This window comes from Thiocystis violacea, assembly GCF_016583565.1.
Taxonomy (GTDB): domain Bacteria; phylum Pseudomonadota; class Gammaproteobacteria; order Chromatiales; family Chromatiaceae; genus Thiorhodococcus; species Thiorhodococcus violaceus_A.
In genome coordinates this window covers 1-6,705 of the sequence record NZ_NRRF01000126.1, presented here as the reverse complement: position 1 = coordinate 6,705, position 6,705 = coordinate 1, and the positions used below count along the sequence as shown (strand labels likewise).

Here is a 6,705-nt window from a genome sequence, read left to right as displayed (position 1 = left end):
GTGGGATAGGGAAATGCTCGGCAAAGCGCTCAAACAGTGGGTTCAGCAACACCGTCAACAGCCAGCTGGTTACAAAAGGGCGCGATTGTACCGAAGACGCGCGACTCGCGCTGCTCGGGCGATTCAGGCGCGTCGAGGGCGCGGCGACCGGCAGGAGTCGTTGCGTTCACTTTTCGTGACCTTCACAGCCCTGGTTCGTCACTCCCGAGAGGACAGCCCATTATCAGTCTCCCGGCGCGAGGCGCGCGAGGCGCCTCGGCGTTAGCTCCCAGCCCCACTCACTGGGCGCCGGTCACCGCGGAGGGGTCGGAAGGCGCCTCGACGCAGCGCTCGGGCGCATCGATGGAGGTTGCATTGGGGAACATATCCAGCAATGGGATCCGCAAGCTATAGCCATTCACGGTGACCGGGACTTCGGGACACTCCCGCGTGATCCGGCTGGCAACCGACTGAAGATCCGCCGAATCGAATTTGAAGTACGGAGGCATGAATCCGGCATCCTCGTTGCGAAAGATCAACGTCTCGGTTGTACCCGCATAGACCGCCTCGATCCGGTACTGGACGTCACGACCGTCGCCGGTCACGCCGGTGATCTGCACCTCCCAGGAATCCGGCCCCCAGCGCAGCCAAAGCAGGACGATCGCAATGACGAGAACGACAGCGAAACCGATCGTGAATTTCTTCTTCATGAGTGCCTACCCCTTGTTGCATTAACGAATTGTGCTCGGCCACGGAAGACTGCGGTCAATCCGCGAAATCACGGACTCGACCTAGCCGAGTGCAACGAAGATGCCAGTCGAGGGATGAATGCAAGATACTGATATTGATAGCATGTGTGGTCGCGATGCAGGCTGTGTTAACCGCCCGTGGTGCAATTGCACCTGCTGACCCGCTCAGCCTGGGTGATATCCACCGACTCTGTTCGCCCGACAGTGCGCCGCAAACCGATGTCATCAGGCCGAGATGCCTCATCGCACTTGGCGCTTTATTTGCTTGCGATTTGCAGCGGCGGCCATTGAGCCGATCACTTGGTCTTCGAGCAGTGATCCGGTCGACCCGATCAGGACCTCACCAGGCTCACCAGCGCGGCGCCAGGGCGCGCCACGAAAGACGCCCCACGCAGCTCCAGCCTGCGCCGAGCGATGCCGTTCCCGCCGTGGCGAGACGGTTGACTGGCGCTTGAGGGAAGCGCGAGCCATCCGCGGAGGATAACGATGTCCGAACACACCGAGGACACCCACTCAACCACCATGGGCTACCTACTCTGGATCTTCGGATTCCTGGGCGCCCATCGGTTCTATTACGGCAAACCGGTCACCGGCACCCTCTGGTTCCTGACCCTGGGACTGCTGTTCGTCGGCTGGATCATCGACCTCTTCCTGATACCGAGCATGGAACGTCAGGCGGACCGACGCTTCGTCAGCGGCCCCAAGGGCTACAACCTGAGCTGGATCTTGCTGACCTTCCTCGGCCTGTTCGGCGTGCATCGCTTCTATCTCGGAAAATGGATCACCGGGCTCCTCTGGCTGCTCACCGGCGGGCTCTTCCTGGTCGGCTACCTCTATGACTACTGGACGCTCAACGAGCAGATCGACAAGGTCAACGCGAATGCCGACCGTGATTGACGGTTGCCTCGATCCCGAGATACCGAGGCTTCCGCCATGCTGACCCTGCTCGGCTATCTCGTCCTAGCGGCTTTGCTCGGCATGCTGCTCGCTTATCTGACGCGCACGACCGCCATCCGACGCACGCGGGCCATCGGCGGCGAGCAGGATGTCCTCGACGCGCGCGAGAGCAAGTTCAACATCCACCTCGGCCTGCTGACCTCCGTCCACGTCGTCGGCGGCAACGAGATCGAGGTCTTGTTCAACGGCGACGAAACCTTTCCGCGCATCTGGGACGCGATCAGGGGCGCCGAGCACGTCATCTGCGTGCATGTCTACGAGGTCAATCCCGGCCAGGTCGCCGACGCGCTGCTGCGCGCCCTCAGCGAGCGTGCCCAGGCGGGCGTCCAGGTGCTGGTGCTGCTCGATGCCATCGGCGCCGGACAGATGCCCAGGAGCTATCGGCAGCGCCTGGTCGCCGCCGGCGCGGAGGTCGCCATCTACCGGCCGTTCCGACTCAAAGAGGCGTACAAGTTCCAACAGCGCATGCACATGCGCGCCCTCGTCATCGACGGGCGCGTGGGCTTCACCGGTGGGTTCGGGATCGCCGATCAATGGCTCGGCAACGGACGCGGCCAAGAGCAGTGGCGGGATACCAATGTGCGTATCGCCGGACCCGCGGCGATGCAGTTGCAGGTCGCCTTTTCCAACAACTGGGCGGAAGCGACCGGCGATCTTCTGATCGGCGACACCATCTCTCCCTTCGCGCACATGCCACCCGCCAGCGAGCCTCAGGCCGCGGGCATCATGGCCTGCTCGCCGTCGCTGGGCAGCACCAACGCCGAACGCTTCTTCTTCCTGGCCATCACCTCGGCGCGCGAGCGCATCTACATCGCCAGCGCCTATTTCGTTCCCACCCACGGCATGCGCTGGCTGTTGATGAACGCGGTGGACAGAGGCGTCGATGTGCGTGTCCTCACACCGGGCCGCAATACCAATCAACCCCTGGTCTGGCACGCCGGGCGCGCTATCTACCGGCCGCTCATGGATGCAGGCGTGCGTATCTACGCCTACCAGCCGGGGATGATGCACGCGAAGACCTTCGTCGCCGATGCCTGCTGGGCGACCGTCGGCACCTTCAACATCGACAACCGCTCGATGACGCTCAACGACGAGGTCGCCCTGATCATCCGCGACGAGGCCATTGCCCAGTATCTAGAGCAACGCTTCCTCGTCGATCTCGGCGACGCCAAGGAACTGGGGCCTCGGGACCTGCTGCCGGAATCCTGGCTGGACTGGATCCGTATCCGCGGGTCTCGCCTATTGACACCCTTCCTCTGAGACGCCGAGGGAGGGCTCGGGACATGACGACCGAGGCCCCGGCGCCTCCATTCCAGAACTCCAGCCCCGGCTCGTCGTTCAGATCTCATCCTTGACCTGCGCGTAGGTGATCAGGGCGAAGAGCCCGGTCCCACCGATCACGTTTCCAACGAAGGCGGGAAGGATTCCGGCCAGAACCGCCTTCGCCCAGGACATCTCCCCCGCGAGCGCGAGCAGGAACCACTCGGTGGACCCAGCCACGACATGGGTCAGTCCACCAAGCGCGATCATGGAGGTGATCAAGACGATGATCCCGAGTTCGCTGCCCTTGGCGCTCGGCATGGACCAGACGATGGACGCCACCATGAACCCGGCCGGGATCCCGTAGAGCAGGGTCTGGAGCGCCGAGTACTCCAGCAAGTGATGCGAAACCGCGAGCGCCGCCTCCAGTTGCACCGGCGGCACGATACCGCCTAGCGTCGCCACCAGGGCGGAGATCAGCGTGCCGATCATGTTGGCCGCGAAGACGATGGCCCAGAGCCGCGCGGTCCGTTGAATTCTGAACCGGCTGCAGTCGCTCAGGACAGGCAGCACCACCGTAATGGTGTTTTCGGTAAAGAGCTGGAGGCGCCCCAGAATCACGATGACGAAACCGACGCTATACCCAAGGCTTTCCAGCACGGACTGGAGCGGACTTTCCCGCAATGCATGGTGCAGGAACGCCGTGCAGTAGACCGAAAGACTGAGCGCAAGGCCCGCGGCAATGCCGGACCAGAACAGGGAATTGACCGGGCGCGACAACTCCTCCACGCCTTCCTGGCGTACGATCTCGAAGACTTGCAGCGACCGCAGGCCCAGGCGCTCCGACACTTCGTGCGCTTCCTCGCGGGTGAGACCCGCACCTTGTTCGCTTCTAGACATGGCAAAGATCGCTCACGGATGGGTTGAGCCGTCCCTTTCCAAGCGGTCACCGCCCGGCGCGACGGAACGGGAAGAGCGGCGCGCGGCAGGTCATCGAGACCGCTCGGAGCCGTCCAAGCCGCGGGTATCGGCGAGTAGCATCCCGATCCAACGGGTGCGCTCGAATTGCAAACAGGCGTTGGCCACCAGGCGCGTGGATCCAGAGACGGGCATACGATGACCCAAAGCAAGACCCGCACCGACTCGATGCGGTTGCTGATCAGCCGCTGTCCCACGCCGCGCCCTGCAACGCAAGCCTCTCCTGTGCGCGGCAATCTGTGCAAAGGCACCAAGCTTCCGGTGGTTTTCAACCGTCGCACCGACTCGCGCGAGCGCCGTCGGTCGGCGCGACGACGATGGCGCCGGTCGATGCATCGGCCAGCAGTCTCTGGTGCAGAATTTGCTTGGCTATCGCAGTCGCGACATCCGGCTGTTGCCACCGCGAAAGAGCGCGCACAACGCCAATGCGCGCAAGCGCTGGGAGCGGGCTGCTGGCGGCCGAACACCGCCAAGTTCCTTGTGCTCCTTGCGCCTCTTGCGATTCTGCGGCCCATCACCGGCCATCACGCTGCGCGGCTCAACCGCGCTCTTCGGAATCTAGGGGTATTCCCCCGCCAACGCCGATGCGGGAGGGGCGATGAGTTCGTCATCTGTCGAAAACAAACAGGAAAGACCGATCGCCGTCTACGGCGCCATGGCGGCAAACGGCGTGATCGCGGTCGCCAAGGGCATCGCGGCCCTGTTCACCGGCAGCTCGGCGATGCTCTCGGAGTGCATCCATTCGCTGGTCGATACCGCCAACGAGGGGTTGCTCCTGATCGGGATGAAACGCGCGACCCGCACGGCGGATCAGGCGCATCCCTTTGGCTATGGCAAGGAGCTCTACTTCTGGAGCCTGATCGTCGCGATTGCGCTCTTCGGCATCGGCGGCGGTCTGTCCTTCTTCGAGGGACTCACCCACATCACCGGCCATGCCCCGGACGAGCGCGGCAATGTGATGTGGAACTATGCCGTGATCGGGATCGCGCTGATCGCCGAGGGCATCTCCTGGACGATCGCGCTCAGGGAATTCCTGCCCTCGGTCAAGGACAAGCGCCTCTGGCAGGCGCTGCGCGCCGCCAAGGACCCGACCACGGTCACCGTGATCTTCGAGGACTCCGCCGCGCTGGCGGGGCTGCTCTTCGCCCTGGCCGGTGTCTATCTCACCGAGATCACGGGCAATCCGCTCTGGGATGGCATCGCCTCCATGATGATTGGCTTGACCCTGGCCAGTGTCGCGCTCCTCCTCGCCTACGAGAGCCGCAGCCTGTTGATCGGCGAAGCGGCGGATCCACAGGTGATCGAAAGCATTCGCCGAATCGCCCGCGAGGACGCGGACGTGGTCGAGGCCGGCCGTCCGCTGACCATGCATTTCGGCCCCGATGAGGTCCTGCTGAATCTGGATGTCCGCTTCCGCTCCGGCCTGTCTTCGGAGACGATCATGGGTGTGGTGGACCGGCTGGAACGCGGCATCCGAGACCGCCATCCGGAGATCAAACGCATCTTCATCGAGGCCGAGTCATTACGCCGGGAAGAGGAGACTTGAGGTTCGGCGCACACGAGCACGAGCTTCCGCTCGGATTCCGCGCGAACGATCGTGGCGATCGTGAAGCTGCGTGCAGCGCATTGCGACGACCACGCACGGTAGGCCGCTCCGAACAATAGGGCGGGAGATGCTGATGTATGCGCATTTTCCGCAATGCGGGAATCGACCGCCATTTCCCGGTCACCAAGAGCGACTGAAAACCCCACTGGACCCCTCATTCAATGACAAAGCAATGGATTCCGAAGATCGAATACCGGACCTTGGTTGCCGGTTTGGTTTCAGGCTGGCTCCTGATCGCCGCTTCGCCGCGAGCGGACGAGTTGACCGACTTGCTGACTGGAAAGCAGGAAGAGGCGGCAGCAGCGGGCGAGCAGGTGATCTCCGCAGGCACATCCGAGAAGGACGACACAAAAATCCGCAAGCGGCTGCAGGCTATTTACGCGGAGATCCAGGGATTGAAGGGGGTGGCCGTCAGGGTTTCCGGTGGAATCGTGTTCCTGAGCGGCGAAGTCGAATCGGCCGCGACGGAGACGATGGCGCTGGAGTTCGCCCGTAAAGTGGAAGGCGTCGTGAAGGTCGAGAACACCATCAGCGTCAACCGCGAGCTGCAACCACGGCTGCAGGCGATGTGGGCCAAGATCGTCAGGCTCGCGCAGCAGGTCTTGGTCGGCTTGCCGCTATTTCTGCTCGCGCTCGCGGTCCTCGCGCTGTTTTGGATCACCGGTCGTTGGCTGGCTGCCCGTCAGGGGTTGTTCCAACGCATCGCCCCGAACTCCTTCATCGCCCACTTGCTCGGGCAGCTCACACAGTGGTCGTTTGTGATCGCGGGGCTGGTGATGGCGCTGGGGCTGCTTGATGCAACCGCGTTGCTGGGAACCATCCTCGGTGCAGCCGGGATCATCGGCCTGGCGGTCGGCTTCGCGGTGCGCGACACCGTCGAGAACTATATCGCCAGTATCCTGCTGAGCTTGCGCAATCCCTTCCAGGTCAGCGATCTCGTCGATATCGGTGGCCATCAAGGCCATGTGGTCAAGCTGACCTCGCGCGCGACGATCCTGCTGTCGCCGGATGGCAACCACATCCGCATTCCGAACGCGACGGTGTTCAAGCGGACATTCCGCACCCCGTGACAGCACCGATGTCGTATTTTTCAGCGGCATCGATTCAGCAGCACGGGGATGGGTGGATAAAGTGCTCCTCTGGTACCTTGAGCGCGCGTAAGAACGCCTGCTGGGT

At 63.1% G+C, this 6,705-nt stretch carries 6 protein-coding genes; 4 read left to right on the top strand and 2 right to left on the bottom strand.

The features are described from left to right. Positions 1 to 278 precede the first annotated feature (278 nt). Positions 279 to 689: a DUF1523 family protein gene (locus CKO23_RS23415; RefSeq protein ID WP_200335738.1), complete on the bottom strand. Its 411-nt coding sequence runs from the start codon at positions 687 to 689 to the stop codon at positions 279 to 281. A gap of 525 nt (positions 690 to 1,214) precedes the next feature. Between CKO23_RS23415 and CKO23_RS23410 the strand changes: the two genes are divergently transcribed. Together CKO23_RS23410 and CKO23_RS23405 are read left to right on the top strand one after the other, a co-directional pair. Continuing rightward, complete coding sequence (locus tag CKO23_RS23410; protein WP_200335736.1) at positions 1,215 to 1,625, top strand: NINE protein; 411 nt, start codon at positions 1,215 to 1,217, stop codon at positions 1,623 to 1,625. Between the two features lie 36 nt (positions 1,626 to 1,661). After that, complete coding sequence (locus tag CKO23_RS23405) at positions 1,662 to 2,945, top strand: phospholipase D-like domain-containing protein (protein WP_200335734.1); 1,284 nt, start codon at positions 1,662 to 1,664, stop codon at positions 2,943 to 2,945. A gap of 78 nt (positions 2,946 to 3,023) precedes the next feature. Here the strand turns inward: CKO23_RS23405 and CKO23_RS23400 are convergent, their stop codons facing one another. Beyond that, positions 3,024 to 3,845 carry a formate/nitrite transporter family protein gene (locus CKO23_RS23400; RefSeq protein ID WP_200335732.1) on the bottom strand — a complete coding sequence of 274 codons (822 nt, stop codon included), beginning with the start codon at positions 3,843 to 3,845 and terminating at the stop codon, positions 3,024 to 3,026. Positions 3,846 to 4,521: 676 nt separating this feature from the next. Here CKO23_RS23400 and CKO23_RS23395 point away from each other — a divergent pair. Together CKO23_RS23395 and CKO23_RS23390 are read left to right on the top strand one after the other, a co-directional pair. Next, positions 4,522 to 5,469 (top strand): cation diffusion facilitator family transporter, encoded by a 948-nt coding sequence (locus CKO23_RS23395; RefSeq protein ID WP_200335730.1) that lies wholly within the window; start codon positions 4,522 to 4,524, stop codon positions 5,467 to 5,469. Between the two features lie 221 nt (positions 5,470 to 5,690). Continuing rightward, positions 5,691 to 6,599 (top strand): mechanosensitive ion channel family protein, encoded by a 909-nt coding sequence (locus CKO23_RS23390; protein ID WP_242482690.1) that lies wholly within the window; start codon positions 5,691 to 5,693, stop codon positions 6,597 to 6,599. Positions 6,600 to 6,705 lie beyond the last annotated feature (106 nt).

Excerpts from the sequence above, each read along its gene's own strand:
- CKO23_RS23415 (WP_200335738.1), bottom strand. The coding sequence starts at position 689 with ATGAAGAAGAAATTCACGATCGGTTTCGCTGTCGTTCTCGTCATTGCG.
- CKO23_RS23410 (WP_200335736.1), top strand. The coding sequence starts at position 1,215 with ATGTCCGAACACACCGAGGACACCCACTCAACCACCATGGGCTACCTA.
- CKO23_RS23405 (WP_200335734.1), top strand. The coding sequence starts at position 1,662 with ATGCTGACCCTGCTCGGCTATCTCGTCCTAGCGGCTTTGCTCGGCATG.
- CKO23_RS23400 (WP_200335732.1), bottom strand. The coding sequence starts at position 3,845 with ATGTCTAGAAGCGAACAAGGTGCGGGTCTCACCCGCGAGGAAGCGCAC.
- CKO23_RS23395 (WP_200335730.1), top strand. The coding sequence starts at position 4,522 with ATGAGTTCGTCATCTGTCGAAAACAAACAGGAAAGACCGATCGCCGTC.
- CKO23_RS23390 (WP_242482690.1), top strand. The coding sequence starts at position 5,691 with ATGACAAAGCAATGGATTCCGAAGATCGAATACCGGACCTTGGTTGCC.